The following is a 14482-nucleotide window of genomic DNA, read 5'->3' on the forward strand; positions in this document are numbered from 1 at the left end:
GTCTACCTCTGGTCGGAGTGATCGTGGACGGAGTGCTGGGGATCCGTGACGACGTCGACGAGACCACGGAGTTGCTCGAAGGCGGCCATCAGGGCCGGGCGGTCGTCACCGATCCTCACCACGGCGGCACCGGCGCGCGGTACCGTCTCGCCCGTATCGAGCAGGAGGGGGCGGGAGGCGACGCTCACCGGCTCGCCGGGGACGCGCACCGGGGCGAAGCAGTCGAGGGGTGCCGTCGTGGGACCGGTCGACAGCGGCGCGCCGACTGCACCGACGCCGACGGGCTCGTGCCGCAGGAGGCCCTGGGTCTCGAGAGCGACGGGAGCACCGGTCCTCAGGGCGTCGAGTGCGTCCGGCTCCGGGGCCACGAGCCAGGCCCCGCCCGCGTCGGAGACGTAGCCGACGGTGACGGTGCGTGGGACCGGGACGGAGAGGGACGCGGCGAGCACCGCGCCGAGCGCGAGAGCGAGGAGAGCGACGCGACGACCGCGACGGCCTGGTCGCTGCACCCAGCGCGCACACGCACGCGCGGCCACCACGGCGAGCAGGACGCCGAGCCCGGACACGAGGACGGCGCCGACGACACCCGCCGAGGACGACCAGTGCGCGATACGCCCGGCGGCGAGCAGGACGAGGACGGTCGGCGCGATCAGACTGCCCAGGCCCAGGACGAGGACCCAGGGCCTCCGATCACCCGGCCTCCCGGTGACGAGCGCGTCGAGCGCCTCGCGAGCGTGTTCTCGCAGGTGCGGGGTGTCCGTCGCGGCGACGAGTGCGTAGTAGCCGTCGAAGCGCACGAACGGGAGCAGGTTGAGCGCCGTGATCCCGGCTGCGGCGAGCGCGAAGGCCGCCGCCGCCTCTCGGATCGGGCCCGCATCGGAGGCGAGGGCGAGCAGCACGGCGACCGAGGCGGCGGAGGCGTGCACCGCCGGACCGGCCAGCGCCACCGCGAGCCGGTGCCGGCGGCGAGGGAGCCGCCATCCGTCGGTCACGTCGACGAAGAACGCGGGGGTCAGGTAGAAGACCATCAGTCCGGTCCGGCGGGCGGTGCCGCCGGCGAGGTGCAGGACGAGGCCGTGCGCCAGCTCGTGGATCCCTGTCGCGAGGACGAGGGCGATCGCGACGGCCGCGACGGAGCCGAGAGGGAGCGGGCCGCCGGCGACCGCCGCGAGCACGGGGAGCTGCGCCACCGCCGCTGCGGCGCCGGCGATCAGCAGCGCGGCGAGAGCCACGAGGACGGTCCGCCGCAGTGCCCGGCGGTCGATCGCCGGACGCAGCCGCGCGGCGATCACCGTCAGCAGCGGCGTGAGCCGCGCCGTCGAGAACTGAACCGTCAGCGGCGGGATCACCGTCACGGCTCCCTGTCGGCGGCGCGGCGCCTGCGCCAGCAGCCCGGAGGCGCTCAGGTGCGCGACGAGTCCGTCGAGCTCCTCGGCGCCGGCCGCGACGATCCGGCCGACTTCGGGGAGGGTGCGCTTCCCGTCGAGGAGGCGGAGCACGTCCACGACGCCGGGTGCGACCCGGGCGACGGGGACGTCGTCGAGCGCGACGATCCACGCCGTCGCTCCGCTCCGCGGCTCGAGAAGAGTCACCGAGTCGAGGAGCCGCGGCCTCTCCTCAGGGAGGGGGGTCTGCGAGCGCTTTCGACGGTCAGACGAGCGGATGCGGCACATCGAACACCTCCCCGGGGCTCGACGCGCTGAGGAAGCCGGTCCGCTCCTGCGCGGAGGCCAGCCGGTCGTGCCGCCAGGTGCTCGTCCGCGCCTCGTCGATCCGCAGCGGCTGCAACTCCCGGCAGAGTGCTTTCACCACGTGCCAGCCGAGCTCACGCGCGGCGACGGGAAGGCGCGCGGTGAGGTCGACGACGAGCGGATGCAGACCCGCGCGGGCGAGGAGCTCCGGGACCGACCCCGGGTCGACCGGACGGAGGACCCCCGTGCCGCCGGCCGGGTCGGGGGCCGGTGGCTCGAAGGTGGCGCTCCAGCGCAGCAGGTGGTGGAGCGCCTCGTCCCCCGACCAGAACGCCGCGCGGTCCTGCTCGGTACGCACGATCGCCGGAGCACATCCTCTGCCCGCCGTGCGGAGGGTGCGGGCGAGGTGGAGGGCCTGCACGGCCTCACGCGATGCACCGATCACGGCACTGTCGAGGTCCGTCGCGGCTCGCGCACCCACCGCACCGGCACCGGTCCCCGGATCGGTGACGACGGCGACGACGGCGTGCACCCCGGGCACGTCGGTCCCCAGGTCCGCGACGACGAGATCGCCGCCCCGGGCGAGGAGCGGAGCGCGGAGCAGCTCGACGACGCTCGAGGCGCGGGACTCGGCGCGAAGACCGACACGGACGAGGGCGAGGCGTCGGGCCCACGCCACGATCAGCGCGTCCCTCTCGACGAGCTCGAGGAGGGCGGACGCCGTCGCATCGGCCACCGAGCCGCCCGCCGCGGCTCCGGACGGCGTGGGCTCGTCCGCGCCGCCACTCCCTCCACCCTCTGCGGCGACACACGGACGTCGCGCCTCCGCGTCGTAGAGCAGAGGTGCCAGCGGGATCTCCCGAGTCCCGCCGTCGAGGGCCGAGACCGCCGATACGAGGAGATCGCCCTCATCGACAGTGGGAACGGGACGGAGCGCCGAGCGCTCGATCGCCTCGCCCGCCGCGCGCGTCATCGCTCCTCGTCGCGAGAGATCGGAAGCGCCCACGAGTCCGAGCGCATCGCGCTCCGACAGGCGTCCCGGGAGCGCGGCGAGTCGGACCACCACCTGCCAGACGGGAGTCTCGGGGCGCGGAGGAAGGACCGTCGTGCCGTCTGCGATCCCCGTGCTCGGGTCGAGCGTCCTCACCGCGGAGGGCATGCGCACTCCAGGAGCACGACGCCGGAGGGCGCGCCGGAGCGGCGGCGCACGGCGGCCTCGTCGGCGAGGTCGAAACCCCGGGCTGCGAGCTCGGTCGTCAGTGTCCGTAGGTCGAGCAGCATCACCGAGCTGGTCAGCACCGTCGCGGCTGCTCCGTCCGTCCGAGGCGGCACGAGGATGTTGACGAGGCGACGATCGCCCCGGATCTCGGAGGACAGCACGGGTCCGGTGGTTCGTCCGGCCGAGGGGTCCTCGCGAGCGGGCGCCCCGTCCTCGGCGACGGTCACCAGGAAGCGGGCCTCTGGAGCGGCCTCCGCGGCGACGGCGCCGTAGAGCGCCTGCCGACCGTCCGGGTCGAGGAGCGTGATGGACGTCGCGCCCAGGACGATCGTCCCGAACGCCCCCCGCTCGACGATCTCCGTCATGTCCGCCCGCACCGCGGTGAGGCGCCCGGCGGGCCGTGTCCCGACGCTGCGCTCGAGCAGGTCGAGCATCGTCGGCGAGGAGTCCACGGCGGTCACACGACGTCCGAGAGCGAGCAGCGGGAGGGTCAGGCGTCCGGCTCCCGCGGCGAGCTCGAGGATCGGCCCGGGCAGCCGCCGGGCAGCCGCGACGATCTCGCGGACCTCCGTGCGGTCGTCCCGCGTGAGGAGCGCGTACACGGTCGAGCCCTCCGGACCGTAGAGGGGCTCGATGCGCACCCGCCAGTTCCGGGAGCCGACGATGTCGATCGTCCGTGCGGTGAGGGCGGACACGTCGGGGAACGACGGCTCCTCGCCCTCTGTTCGGGGTCCGGCGTGAGTGGTCATGGCGCTTCCTTGCAGGTCGATGGGCGGGTGGCGGGCGAGCGGACGGTCCTCGGATCCCGGGCGAGCGCTTCCTTCGGAAGCGGCCCTGCTCGGGATCCGAGGACGTCAAGAGATCAGGTCGCGGCGATCGCGACCAGTCCGCCCACGACCGTGATCACGTACCCCGCGGTCTGCCACCACTCGAGGGGCGCCGCGATGTCCTCGAGTTCCTCGAAGGCCAGTGCTGTCGTCTCCATGTCACCTCCTCTGCTGTGCTCTTCTCTCGTTCCGTCGTTCCGGTGCAGGGTTCAGGTCGCGCTGAGCGCGATGAGACCGAGCCCCACCCCTATCGAGAAGCCGTGGAACCAGTCGAAGCCGTCGTCGGGCGTGTTCAACGCCTCGAGCGGTTGGAAGGCGAGTGCCGTGTCGTTCGTCATCGTGTGTCTCCTTGTTGTGCGAGCCGCCCTGAGACGGCCGCTGTCGTGTCTCGGAACCGGGGTAGTACAGGTCCGTCCGGTCAGGTCGCGACGACCGCGACGATGCCGATCACCCCGACTCCCGCCACCACTCCCTGCCAGAAAGAATCTTCAGACGGGGCGTCGAGCGCCTCGAGCTCGACGAAGGCGAGATCGCCGCCGAGCGCCTGCGTGCTGCTGTGTGTCATGTGTTCACCTCCCTCCGGTGTCGATCTCGGGAACCGTCGCGGGGTCGCCCGCGCCGGAGTCGGAGTGCGGGCCGTCGCCGCGGATCGGGGCCGCTCGCGGGCCGAGGACGGCGGAGATGAGAGCCTCGTCCCAGTCCGGGAGGGCTCCCCTCGCACGGACCCATGTCGTAGCAGTGCCGCGCGCGGCGCGTCGCATCACCGCCGGAAGCGGATCGGGCGGCGGCGCGATCCCCCAGTCCGCTGCGACCGCGAGGACCGCATCGGACGGCGACGCCGGCACCGCCGGTCGCACCTCCCGCCAGAACCGCTCGAGAGCGGCGCGGTCTCCCAGCCGCCGCTCGCCCTCGAGGACGAGAGCCCACAGGCGAGGCAGCACGAGGAGTGTCGCCGCGATCTTGCTGATCGACGCCGCCCACGCGAGTTCGTTCGCGGGGTACCAGTGCTTGAGCACGAAGGGGTCGGTCGGATGCGCGCTCCACGACCAGCGGGACTCGGCGCTGAGCAGCGCGAGCCCACCGCGGGAGGCGATCGTGTCCTCCGTCCGCAGCCGATCGCCCAGCGACAGCATCCGACGCCCCAGGTCGACCGCCGCATCGAAAGCGGCGGGCGAGAGGGCTCCGGAAGCTGCGGTGCCGGCTACCCGGAGGAACATCTCCAGCGCGCCCTCGCGCACCAGTCGAGCGGGCAGCGTAGAGAGCTGCTCCGGGTCGAGCACGGCCAGCTGCGGGCGCAGGTCGTCCCCCGTGACGAGCCGGTGCCCGGCCGCTGTCGTCACGCAGGCCACAGGGCTCACTTCTGATGCCGTGCCGAGGGTGGTCGGCACGGCGATGAGGACCGGAGCGCCGTTCCGGAGCGGCCTGCGAGTCGAGATCGGGCCGCGGTCCAGCTGCCGGAGGAGAGCGGGGAGGCGCCCGATGCCGGTCGCCACCGCGACCTTCACCGCGTCGAGGACGGATCCGCCACCGATAGCGACGATCGCGGCGGGCCGCTGCTCCTCGAGCCGTTCCACGAGCGACCTGACGGTCGAGATCGCGGCTCCCGAGACAGGAACGACGCTCCTTCCTGCTGCGACACGCTCGGCTCGTCCGAGGAGCGCGCTGTCAGCGACGACGAGCGTCGCGTCACCCGCGGGGAGCCCGGCGACCACGCCTGAGGTCGCACCTTCACCGGTCGTGACGCGGGTGGGGCACCAGATCGACCCGTTCACCTCGCGCGCCTGTGCAGGGACGGGTGGGTGGGGAGCGGCGAGCGCATGTCTCGCCGTCCGCGAACCGTGCGGAGGCACCGCGCGAGCTCGTCGACGTGCTCCGCCTCGAAGACGAGCGCCGGCACGAGCTGGATCGCCGACGGACCGGGATGAACGAGGGCGCCCGCCTCTCGGATCTCCGCCACGAGGGCGGCGACCTCGGAACCGCCGAGGAGTGCTCCGTCGGGTCCGCGGAGGCGCGCGGCACGGAAGCAACCGGCGCCGCTGGACGAGTGGATCAGCCCCGTCCGCTGTAGCTCGTCGAGCACGCCGTCGAGCCGCACGGCGAGGGCCGCGGACCGATCAGCGACGTGCAGGCGATCGAACTCGGCGAGCGTGGCGAGGACGGCGGCGCAGGTCGGCGGGGACCCCGCCTGCGTCTCCCCGTGCACGAACACCGCGCCCGCCTCGTCGAAGGCCGAGACGACGCTGTCGCCCACGAGGACCGCCGCCGCCGCGCAGGTCCCGTTCGTCAGCGCCTTCGACAGCACCAGGACGTCGGGCGCGGGATCCCAGAAGTCGGAGGCGAACAGCGGACCGGTGCGGTGGAATCCGGTCGCTACCTCGTCGGCGACGAGCAGGAAGCCGTACCGCTCGCGGAGCTCCTGTACCCGGCACAGGAGATCGTCCGGCAGGGCGACGCACCCCGAGCCGAGAACGGGTTCGAGGACGAGCGCCGCCACTCGATCGCCCTCCCGCTCGAGGAGCCGGGCGAGCCGGTCCCCGCCGTCATGCACGGGGACGTGCCGAACCCCGCGACGATCGACCGCGTAGAGGTCCTGAAGCAGCGCGTCGCCGCTCAGGGCGTGCGCGCCCTGCGTCAGCCCGTGGTAGCTCCCCTCGAGACCCACCACGATGCGGCGCTCCGCGCCCCGGAGCCGCCAGAAGTGGCGCGCCAGCTTCATGACCGCATCGTTCGCCGCTCCACCCGAGGTCGAGAACAGGACTCGGGCGTACCGGCCGCCCGCTCGATCGAGCAGGGCGTCAGCGGCCTGCTCGGCGAGGAGGTGGCTTGAGCGGAAGAGAGGGAGGTAGGAGGCCTCGACGAGGGTCTGCGCCACCGCACCGGCGACGGCTCGATTGCCGTAGCCGAGAGGAACGTTCCAGAGTCCGCTGTCGGCGCAGAGGTAGCGCCGCCCATCGGTCCCCGTGACGTGGACACCGTCCGCCGACACAGCGCGGAAGACCGGTTCTCCGGCGGTGACCAGCGCGGGCCACACCGGAGATCTCCGGCGTCGGCCGCCCGCGTCCGTCACGAGGCTTCCTCCGCGGACGCGGGAACGGCCGCGGCACTCAGCCGCAGCGCGATCTCGGCGATGTGAGCCGCGGCGGACGTTCGAGAGAGTCCGAGCGCGGACGCGCAGCGCTCGACGGCGCGCTCCCGACTCGACGAGGTGTGCAGAGCCTCGACGACGGCCGCAGCACGGGTGGAGATTCGGTGACGGCGACGGGTGGAGAGGTCCTCGAGCAGCCAGTCCTCCGCGTCCCGGGTGAGGAACGGCGCATCGACCGGGACGACGGCGTCCGCTGCCTCGTCCTCGAGGAGCGAGACGCCGAATCCGAGGATCTCCGCGCGTGAGCTGCGTCCGGTGCGCCGGAGCAGCTCGATCGCCGCGATGTAGCGGCCCAGCCAGGGGCGCGCCCGCGCATCGACGAGGATTCGCTCGGGAGCGACGACCCCGCCGTAGGCCTGGACGAGCGGACCGATCGTCGCTGCGGTGGCGGCCGGGCCCTCGGGAGCCCACAGCACGCCGCCGGACGCCGGGACGACCGGGCGGAGCTCTCGGGATCGGCCGGCGGCATCGGCGAGGAAGGCCTCCCGCTCGGCGAGAAGAACGCTCGGGTGCAGGAGATGGGCGGGGAACAGCCCCTCGACCAGGGCGATGTCCGCGTCGTCGACGAGAGCCGCCCACCCGCCCTCGTCGCCCAGGCGGACCACCATCGGCCCGACGACATCGAGGAAGGCGGATGCGGCGTAGTCCTGCAGCTCGAGCGTCCGTCCCGCGATCGTGGTCTCGTCGCCGATCTCGCTGAACCGCCCGCTGTACTCGATCACGGTGCTCGCGGTGCTGTGGGCCCGTCCGACTTCTCTGGACGGCCCGCTCGACCACGTCTCAGCCGGGACGAGCAGCGCTGCGGTCGCGTCCCGGGCGAGGAGCTCGTCCACCCTGTCGTCGTCCGCCTCGGCGAAGATCACACTGCGATGAATCGGGTGCCGCTGCCCGGTGACCCACGCCTCGATGACGGCGGCGACACCGTGATTCTCCGCTGCGCCGTCCGCAGTGCTGCGCGAGAAGAGGCTGTCGCTCGCGCGGCGTGCGCTCTCGACGGCGGGTCGGGAAGTGGGATCGATGACCATACGTAGATGGTCCCATGAGCACGGTCAGTGCGCTCCGTCTGGCGCGGCACGCGCTAGGGCCCGCGCACTGTGCGTGCGCGGGCCCTCGTCGTTCAGTGGTGCAGTGCCTACTGCACGTCCTCGTCGACCCAGTCGAAGGTCTTCGTGACGGCCTTCTTCCAGAGGCGGTACTGGCGGGCGGCCTCGTCCTGGTCCATCTGCGGGGTCCAGCGCGAGTCCTCCTGCCAGTTCTGGCGGAGGTCGTCCAGGTTCTCCCAGAAGCCGACCGCGAGGCCCGCGGCGTACGCGGCACCGAGCGCGGTGGTCTCCGCGACGACCGGCCGGACGACCGGGACGCCGAGGATGTCGGCCTGGAACTGCATCAGCAGGTTGTTGGCGATCATGCCGCCGTCGACCTTGAGCTCCTGCAGCGGGACGCCGGAGTCGGCGTTGACCGCGTCCAGGACCTCGCGGGTCTGGAACGCCGTCGCCTCGAGCGCGGCACGGGCGATGTGGCCCTTGTTGACGTAGCGGGTGAGGCCGACGAGCGCACCGCGCGCGTCCGCTCGCCAGTACGGCGCGAAGAGACCGGAGAACGCGGGCACGAAGTACGCGCCGCCGTTGTCCTCGACCGTCGCGGCCAGCGCCTCGACCTCGGGGGCCGAGCCGATGAGGCCCAGATTGTCGCGCAGCCACTGGATCAGCGAGCCGGAGACCGCGATCGAGCCCTCGAGCGCGTAGTGCACCTCGCCGTCGCCGAGCTTGTAGCCGATGGTCGTCAGCAGCCCGTTCTTGGAGTGCACGATCTCGGTGCCGGTGTTGAAGATCAGGAAGTTTCCGGTGCCGTAGGTGTTCTTTGCCTCGCCCGGATCGAACGCCGCCTGGCCGAAGGTCGCGGCCTGCTGGTCGCCCAGGATGCCGGCGATCGGGACCTCGCGCAGCAGCGAGGACGACTCGACCTGCCCGTAGACCTCGGAGGACGAGCACACCTCGGGGAGCATCGACTTCGGCACCCCGAAGGCCTCGAGGATGTCGTCGCGCCACTCGAGCGTCTCGAGGTCGAGGAAGAGGGTGCGCGAGGCGTTGGTGACGTCGGTCTTGTGCACGCCGCCGTCGACTCCGCCGGTGAGGTTCCAGAGGACCCAGGTGTCGGTGGTGCCGAAGATCAGGTCGCCGGCCTCCGCCTTCTCGCGGGCGCCCTCGACGTTCTCGAGGATCCAGACGATCTTGGTGCCGGAGAAGTAGGTCGCGAGCGGGAGCCCGACGATCGACTTGAAGCGGTCCGCGCCCTCGTCGCCGGCGAGCCGGTCGACGATCGACTGCGTGCGGGTGTCCTGCCAGACGATCGCGTTGTAGACCGGCTTGCCGGTGGTCTTGTCCCAGACCACCGCGGTCTCGCGCTGGTTGGTGATGCCGACGGAGGCGATGTCGTGGCGGGTCAGGTCGGCGCGGGAGAGCGCCTGGCCGATGACCTCGCGGACGTTGTTCCAGATCTCGATCGGGTCGTGCTCGACCCAGCCCGCCCGCGGGAAGATCTGCTCGTGCTCCTTCTGCCCGGTCGAGACGATCGAGCCCTTCTTGTCGAAGATGATCGCGCGGGACGACGTGGTCCCCTGGTCGATAGCGATGACGTAGTCAGCCATGAATGATTACTCCTTCGTAACGGGGTGAAGTGGAGTGCGACTCGTGAGTCGCAGAGCTCGGAGGATCGGCGCCTAGAGGATCGGCAGCAGCGCGGTCGACAGGAGGCCGGCCAGCACACCGCCGACGATCGGGCCCGCGACGGGCACCCAGGCGTAGCTCCAGTCGCTGGAGCCCTTGCCCTTGATCGGCAGCAGCGCGTGGGCGATGCGGGGGCCGAGGTCACGGGCGGGGTTGATGGCGTAGCCGGTCGGGCCGCCGAGCGAGGCGCCGATCGCGATCACCAGGATGGCGACGGGCAGGGCGCCGAGCGCCGCGAGGCCGCCGTCGCCCTGGCGTCCGCCGCCGAAGCCGATGACGACGAAGACGAGGACGAAGGTGCCGATGACCTCGGTGACGAAGTTCCAGCCGTAGCTGCGGATCGCAGGACCCGTGGAGAAGACGCCGAGCTTGTTGGCCGGGTCGGGCTCCTGGTCGAAGTGCTGCTTGTAGGCGAGCCAGCAGAAGACGGCGCCGAGGATCGCACCGATCATCTGGGCGAGGATGTAGACGAGGATCGAGACGATGTTGACCGGGACGCCCGAGCCGAACTCCGTCGCTCCGCTCGCTGCGAGGCCGAGCGTGACCGCCGGGTTGAGGTGCGCACCCGAGTTGTAGGAGACGATCACACCGGCGAAGACCGCGAAGCCCCAGCCGATGTTGACCATCAGAGTTCCGCCGTTGAGGCCCTTGCTCTTCACGAGAGCGACGTTGGCGACCACGCCGCAGCCGAGGAGCACGAGCATCGCTGTTCCCACGACTTCCGCGAGGAACACCACTCCGAGATTGTCCACGTTGACCATTTCCTTTTCGTCAGACGGACACGCGAGCGCGTCCGCGCCGGGCATCGATGCCCGACGAGTGTGAAGTTATCGGCGCCCTGTCCCGGCGACAAGGAACGCCGCGTGCACGTTTGTGCGTTGTCACGACGGAAGTCCCGGCTCGAGATCTCTCCTCGAACCGGGACTCCCGTCGATCCGCGTCTGCCGCCCGCCTAGGAGGCCGCGACCGCCGTCGGAGCCTGCACCGAGGTGCCGCCGACATCGACGCCGTTGTACGTCTTCAGGTGCTCGATCGTCGCGTCGACCTCCTGGGCGCGCTTCGCCTCGTCCCAGCCGAGGACCTCGCCGGTGTGCTGCGCGAGCTCCTCGAGCAGCTCGCGGCTGAGGCCGCCGGTGAAGGCGTGGTTGGTGCGGCGCATGACCAGGTCGATCAGGTGCACGACGCTCTCGCGCTCGGCGAGGTAGCGGATCTCACCGGTGGTGAAGTCCTTGTCGAAGTCGAGCGCCTCGTCGTGGCCGTCGGCCAGGGCCTCGATGACCTCCTGGGCGCGGGTGCCGTAGCGCTCGAGCAGCTGGCCGGTGCGGGCCGAGGAAAGTCCGGAGCGGTGCTGGCTGATCCACTGGGCGCGCGAGGCATCCGTGCGGGGGAAGCCCTTGCCGCCGCCGATCGCGGTCTTGACCGTCGAGACGCGACGGGTGACGCCGATCCGCTTGAAGACCTCGTTGGAGAGGTGCTCCGAGAGGGCGCGGAACGTCGTCCACTTGCCGCCGACCAGGCTGAGGACGGGGGTCTTCCCGCCGGGCAGGGTCGAGGGCTCGATGCGGTAGTCGCGGGAGACGAAGCCGGGGGTCTCGTCGTCGTGACGGGGCAGCGGGCGGATGCCGGAGAACTTGAAGACGATCTGCTCGCGGGTCACCGGGATGGAGGGGAACACGTGGTTCACCAGCTCGAAGAAGTAGTCGATCTCCTCCTCGGTGCAGACGGCCGGCTCGTTCGGGTCGGCCTCGATGTCAGTGGTGCCGACCATGACGCGACCCTTGAGCGGGTAGATCAGGACGATGCGGCCGTCGCTGTGCTCGAAGAACATCTCGCGGCCCTCGCAGGCCTCGACCAGCTCCGGGTTGTCGAGCACGATGTGCGAGCCCTTGGTGCCGCCCATGAACTTCGTGGTGGTGCCGAGCGCCGTGTTGGTGAAGTCGGTCCACGGTCCGGAGACGTTCACGACGACGTCGGCCTGGAAGGCGAACTCCTCGCCGCTCTCGCGGTCGCGCAGCAGCACGCCGCCCTCCGAGGTGCCGACGGCCTCGACGTAGTTGGCCGCGCGGGCCTTCGTGCCGCCGACGAGCGCGTCGCGGAGCACGTCGAGCGCCAGGCGCTCGGGCTCGTGCACGGAGGCGTCGAAGTAGGTGGCGGTGTACTTGATCTTCGGGTCGAGCTTGGGCAGCTCGTTCAGCGAGCGCTTGCGCCCGTGGAACTGGTGGCGCGGGACGACGCCGCCGTCGCGGGAGAAGAAGTCGTAGAGGGTCAGGCCGACCTTGATCAGCAGCGCGCCGCGCTCCTGGGGCTTGCCCGACTTGTGGGTGAGGAAGCGCAGCGGCGCGGCCAGGATGCCCGAGAACGTCGAGTAGATCGGGATGGTGGTCTGCAGCGGCTTCACGTAATGCGGCGCGATCTTGAGCAGGCCGTTGCGCTCGTGCACGCCCTCGTTGACGAGGCGGAACTCGCCGTTCTCGAGGTAGCGGATGCCGCCGTGGATCATGTGGCTCGACGCGCTGGAGGCGCCGGACACGTAATCGCCGCGCTCGACGAGGACGACGTCGACGCCGTTGAGCGCGAGTTCGCGGAAGGTCCCGATGCCGTTGATCCCACCGCCGATCACCAGGACGGTCGCGCGGGGGGTGTCCCGCAGGGCGGAGACGCTCTCGCGGAGAGAGGAGCTTCCGGGAGTTCCGACAGACTGTGCCACTTCGTACTCGCCTTCGTGTCGTAGGTGTTGCGTCGAGTGCCTCGTGCGAGTGTCACTGTCCGAGATGGACGGTTGATATCGCGAGGGAATACAGCCATCCTTGACCCGACAACACATCCGGTCAAGACGGGTGGAAATACGTGCAAGGAGTGGCAATGACCCCTGTCCGACCTGTCGTCGAACTGGACGAGACGACGCACGCGACCCACCCCGACAAGACGCGCGATGCGCTCCGGGCCGCGCAGCTGTACTACATGCAGGACCTGACGATGGACGCCATCGCGCACGAGTTGCACACTTCGCGCTCCTCGGTGTCGCGGCTGCTCTCGCACGCCCGGGCGACGGGGCTGGTCGACATCCAGATCCGCTCTCCCCTCGACCGCGCGAGCGCACTGTCGGCGGAGGTGCGCGCGCACTTCGACATCACGGCGCACATCGTCCCGGTGCCGGACCACACCAGCGAGATCGACCGGCTCGAGCGGGTCGCGCTGTCGGCCGCGCGGATCCTCGGGCCGTTCATCGACTCGAACATGATCGTCGGCATCGCCTGGGGCTCGACGATGAGCGCGATGAGCCGGCACCTGATCGCGAAGGAGACGCACAACACGCAGATCGTGCAGCTCAACGGCGCGGGCAACACCGAGACGACCGGCATCAACTACTCGAGCGAGATCCTGCGCCGCTTCGGCGACGCGTATGCCGCGAAGGTGCAGCAGTTCCCGGTGCCGGCGTTCTTCGACGACCCGATGACCAAGAAGGCGGTCTGGCGCGAGCGCTCGACCAAGCGGGTGCTCGAGCTGCAGCAGCGGATGGACGTGGCGCTCTTCGGCCTCGGTTCGCCGTTCGCGGCGGTCCCGTCGAAGGTCTACATCGGCGGCTACCTGGAGCCGAGCGACTTCACCTCGCTCAGCGCGTCCGGCGTCGTCGGCGACGTCGCCACCGTGTTCTACCGGGCCGACGGCACCTGGGACGACATCCCCATGAACGAACGTGCAAGCGGCCCGGACCTCTCCACCGTGCGCCGCGCCTCCCGCCGCATCTGCGTCGTCTCCGGCGCCTCGAAGCTCCCGGGCCTGCGCGGCGCCCTCGCCGCCGGCCTACTCACCGACCTCATCCTCGACGAGGGCACGGCCCGCGCCCTGATCTCCGACTGACCCTCTCTCCCCCTCCCGCGAGATGCCACTTGGGTACGCCTCCCTCGGCGTGTCGCGTACCGAAGTGGCATCTCGCGGAGGGGATCCTGCGGGTGGGTCAGCAGGTCGGTCAGCGGGTGAGGGCGCGGCGGACTCGGGCGGCCGTCGCCTCGGGGTCGTCGTGCACGCCCGATGCGCGGATGCGGAGGTGCTGGTAGCCGAGCGCCTGGATCGCCTCGCTGCGCGCGATGTCCCGCTCGTACTGGCGCTTGTCGGTCCGATGGTGGTCGCCGTCGTACTCCACGACGACCCGCTGGTCGCGGTAGAGAAGGTCCACCCGTGCGACGAAGTGGCCGTCGGCGTCGTAGAGCTCGACGTTCAGCTCCGGCTCCGGCAGGCCCGCTCGGATCAGCAGCAGCCGGAGCAGCGTCTCCATCGGTGACTCGGAGCCCTCGCGGACCCAGCCGATCGCCTCGCGGGCGCGCTTTCCGCCCCTTCCCCGGTAGCCGGCGACCCTCGCCGCGAGCAAAGTCAGGTCGACGCGGAGACCGTGACGCCGCCCCTCCTCGTCGGGGCGGACGAGGGCGTCGCCGAGCACGACGAGATCATCGAGCGAGCGCGACGAGCTGAGGTGGCAGAAGGTGGACGCCGGATCGGCGACCGGGAATCCCGCGTCGACGACCGTCACCGCCTCGTCCCAGAGATGGTGCGAGCGGACGCCGACCCGCCGCGCCGCGCGCAGCGGCGGTGCGACGGACACGTGCAGCGGTGTCACCTCGGTCGGCGTCCGGCCGGGGAGCCCGAGCAGATGCGCGGCGGTGTCGTGCGAGAAGAACTCCCCCGGCCGCATCACCGCGGAGAACGCCGCGATCCGCTCTCCGTACGTGATCGGCTCCACCGAGGCGCGAGCCCCGCGGAAGGCGACGACGGGAAAATCGGCCGCGAGTCGCCGCCGCGACACCCCGTCCCTCGATGCGATGACTCGTCCCTGCTCCTCTTCCATGCCCGGAACCCTGCCCGCTCCGATGCCACCC

14 protein-coding genes are annotated in these 14482 nt (G+C 71.3%); 1 reads left to right on the forward strand and 13 read right to left on the reverse strand.

Annotated features, from left to right (window positions below; all coding sequences use genetic code 11):
• Nucleotides 1-2 precede the first annotated feature (2 nt).
• The 12 genes from HQQ86_RS03535 to HQQ86_RS03580 all read right to left on the reverse strand — a co-directional run bounded on the left by HQQ86_RS03535 (nt 3) and on the right by HQQ86_RS03580 (nt 12315).
• Nucleotides 3-1592: a hypothetical protein gene (locus HQQ86_RS03535; RefSeq protein WP_173286501.1), complete on the reverse strand. Its 1590-nt coding sequence runs from the start codon at nt 1590-1592 to the stop codon at nt 3-5.
• A gap of 58 nt (nt 1593-1650) precedes the next feature.
• The gene (locus HQQ86_RS03540; RefSeq protein WP_173286503.1) at nt 1651-2664 is read right to left on the reverse strand and encodes a YcaO-like family protein; all 1014 of its coding nucleotides are present in this window, start codon (nt 2662-2664) and stop codon (nt 1651-1653) included.
• 170 nt (nt 2665-2834) lie between these two features.
• On the reverse strand, nt 2835-3659 hold the full coding sequence (gene mpaM, locus HQQ86_RS03545) for a daptide-type RiPP biosynthesis methyltransferase (protein ID WP_173286504.1): 825 nt from the start codon (nt 3657-3659) through the stop codon (nt 2835-2837).
• Nucleotides 3660-3772: 113 nt separating this feature from the next.
• Nucleotides 3773-3895, reverse strand: a complete 123-nt coding sequence (mpaA3, locus tag HQQ86_RS21645) for an MpaA3 family daptide-type RiPP (protein ID WP_301952247.1) — start codon at nt 3893-3895, stop codon at nt 3773-3775.
• Between the two features lie 51 nt (nt 3896-3946).
• Nucleotides 3947-4075: a daptide-type RiPP gene (locus HQQ86_RS21650; protein ID WP_279631670.1), complete on the reverse strand. Its 129-nt coding sequence runs from the start codon at nt 4073-4075 to the stop codon at nt 3947-3949.
• Between the two features lie 80 nt (nt 4076-4155).
• The gene (gene mpaA1, locus HQQ86_RS03550) at nt 4156-4302 is read right to left on the reverse strand and encodes an MpaA1 family daptide-type RiPP (RefSeq protein WP_173286506.1); all 147 of its coding nucleotides are present in this window, start codon (nt 4300-4302) and stop codon (nt 4156-4158) included.
• Between the two features lie 4 nt (nt 4303-4306).
• Nucleotides 4307-5587: an iron-containing alcohol dehydrogenase gene (locus HQQ86_RS03555; protein ID WP_367948538.1), complete on the reverse strand. Its 1281-nt coding sequence runs from the start codon at nt 5585-5587 to the stop codon at nt 4307-4309.
• Nucleotides 5506-6804, reverse strand: a complete 1299-nt coding sequence (mpaD, locus tag HQQ86_RS03560) for a daptide-type RiPP biosynthesis aminotransferase (RefSeq protein ID WP_216844920.1) — start codon at nt 6802-6804, stop codon at nt 5506-5508. Before mpaD ends, HQQ86_RS03555 begins: the two co-directional genes overlap by 82 nt.
• Nucleotides 6801-7907, reverse strand: a complete 1107-nt coding sequence (mpaB, locus tag HQQ86_RS03565; RefSeq protein ID WP_173286510.1) for a daptide biosynthesis RiPP recognition protein — start codon at nt 7905-7907, stop codon at nt 6801-6803. The genes mpaD and mpaB overlap by 4 nt, the downstream gene beginning before the upstream one ends.
• Before the next feature lie 107 nt (nt 7908-8014).
• Complete coding sequence (gene glpK, locus HQQ86_RS03570) at nt 8015-9529, reverse strand: glycerol kinase GlpK (RefSeq protein WP_123445264.1); 1515 nt, start codon at nt 9527-9529, stop codon at nt 8015-8017.
• A 72-nt stretch (nt 9530-9601) separates the two neighbouring features.
• Entirely contained in the window at nt 9602-10369 is a 768-nt protein-coding gene (locus HQQ86_RS03575; RefSeq protein ID WP_173286512.1) for an MIP/aquaporin family protein, read from the reverse strand.
• Nucleotides 10370-10560: 191 nt separating this feature from the next.
• A complete protein-coding gene (locus HQQ86_RS03580) occupies nt 10561-12315 on the reverse strand; it encodes a glycerol-3-phosphate dehydrogenase/oxidase (RefSeq protein ID WP_367948539.1) in 1755 nt (584 codons plus the stop codon).
• A 155-nt stretch (nt 12316-12470) separates the two neighbouring features.
• On the opposite strand from HQQ86_RS03580, the gene HQQ86_RS03585 reads away from it, so the two are divergent.
• Nucleotides 12471-13469 (forward strand): sugar-binding transcriptional regulator, encoded by a 999-nt coding sequence (locus HQQ86_RS03585; protein WP_173231967.1) that lies wholly within the window; start codon nt 12471-12473, stop codon nt 13467-13469.
• A 109-nt stretch (nt 13470-13578) separates the two neighbouring features.
• Here the strand turns inward: HQQ86_RS03585 and HQQ86_RS21945 are convergent, their stop codons facing one another.
• A complete protein-coding gene (locus HQQ86_RS21945) occupies nt 13579-14409 on the reverse strand; it encodes a DUF559 domain-containing protein (RefSeq protein WP_173286516.1) in 831 nt (276 codons plus the stop codon).
• Nucleotides 14410-14482: the final 73 nt, after the last annotated feature.

The sequence above is a fragment of the Rathayibacter sp. VKM Ac-2857 genome, from assembly GCF_013205025.1.
Classification (GTDB): Bacteria; Actinomycetota; Actinomycetes; order Actinomycetales; family Microbacteriaceae; genus Rathayibacter.

What these genes read in the sequence shown, in the direction of transcription:
- mpaA3 (WP_301952247.1), bottom strand. Translation starts at nt 3,895, where the DNA reads ATGGAGACGACAGCACTGGCCTTCGAGGAACTCGAGGACATCGCGGCG.
- HQQ86_RS03585 (WP_173231967.1), top strand. Translation starts at nt 12,471, where the DNA reads ATGACCCCTGTCCGACCTGTCGTCGAACTGGACGAGACGACGCACGCG.
- glpK (WP_123445264.1), bottom strand. Translation starts at nt 9,529, where the DNA reads ATGGCTGACTACGTCATCGCTATCGACCAGGGGACCACGTCGTCCCGC.
- mpaM (WP_173286504.1), bottom strand. Translation starts at nt 3,659, where the DNA reads ATGACCACTCACGCCGGACCCCGAACAGAGGGCGAGGAGCCGTCGTTC.
- mpaA1 (WP_173286506.1), bottom strand. Translation starts at nt 4,302, where the DNA reads ATGACACACAGCAGCACGCAGGCGCTCGGCGGCGATCTCGCCTTCGTC.
- HQQ86_RS03540 (WP_173286503.1), bottom strand. Translation starts at nt 2,664, where the DNA reads ATGACGCGCGCGGCGGGCGAGGCGATCGAGCGCTCGGCGCTCCGTCCC.
- HQQ86_RS21650 (WP_279631670.1), bottom strand. Translation starts at nt 4,075, where the DNA reads ATGACGAACGACACGGCACTCGCCTTCCAACCGCTCGAGGCGTTGAAC.
- HQQ86_RS03575 (WP_173286512.1), bottom strand. Translation starts at nt 10,369, where the DNA reads ATGGTCAACGTGGACAATCTCGGAGTGGTGTTCCTCGCGGAAGTCGTG.
- mpaB (WP_173286510.1), bottom strand. Translation starts at nt 7,907, where the DNA reads ATGGTCATCGATCCCACTTCCCGACCCGCCGTCGAGAGCGCACGCCGC.